The sequence below is a fragment of the Synechococcus sp. H55.10 genome (assembly GCF_047502715.1).
Classification (GTDB): Bacteria; Cyanobacteriota; Cyanobacteriia; order Thermostichales; family Thermostichaceae; genus Thermostichus.
Genome location: NZ_JANSJJ010000120.1, coordinates 1 through 817, shown reverse-complemented (window position 1 = coordinate 817; position 817 = coordinate 1). Strand labels below are relative to the sequence as shown.

Genomic DNA, 817 nt, shown 5'->3' with positions numbered 1-817 from the left:
AAGCAAGAGAGTGGGGTTGGGAAATTATCCATCGTCGTGCCAGACATCACACGCAAGCCGTTCTCGGCAATTTGAGGGTTACTATTCCCGGACATGGCGACGGCGATTGCTTGGGGATAGGAATAGCTCATAAAGTGTTGAAGGAATTAGCGGAGCCTAAACTCAGAGAACTGCAGCTCCAAAGACAAGATTGCAGCGACTTGCTTGTTAGCTTTCTACTGAGTAGGGGCATTAGCTTTAATTCTTTGCTTGAGTCAGATTTATTAATCGAGCAGATTGAGTCTCTGGAAGAGCAGAACCTAAAGCTTGAGCTTAAAATAGTCGAGACTGAGGAAGCAGCTTTAAGTTTGCTCACCGAGAAAGAGCTTGAAAATCAAAGGCTAGCCAATAGAATAAGAGAGCTTGCGGAAGAGCAGCTTCGAGTCCAGGAGATTGTCAGTCGTGCCATTTTAGATCTGAAGAGACTTAAGCATCTCTTTGACCAGCTTCAGAATGTGGTGGATCACCTTCCCATGCCAGGGGTTAGGAGCTTGCTGCAAAGTTACCTGAACAAGATCATGTCTATTTTTGAAACTAACCTGCCTTCTGCCGGTTCTAGAAAGTTGCTTCCGGAGAACGAGCAGGATATTTACTATCAAGAGAAGTTACCTCTGGAGGATAACCATGGGTCTCATCGAGAGTCTTGAAACGGCAATCGCCGCCTCGCGGCGCAATTATGCCGAGCTCCTTGAGTTGACAGGGCAACTTGTTGCTGAGAGACAACAGCAAGGTCAACGGAATTGGCTACGGCTAAATGCCAAGCCCTGGACAGCAGCGA

The 817-nt window shown here is 47.2% G+C and carries 1 protein-coding gene; it reads left to right on the top strand.

Going from position 1 to position 817, the window contains the following annotated elements:
- Positions 1-686: hypothetical protein (locus tag NW858_RS08155; RefSeq protein ID WP_414520261.1), on the top strand; the 686-nt coding region annotated here is incomplete at its 5' end.
- Positions 687-817: the final 131 nt, after the last annotated feature.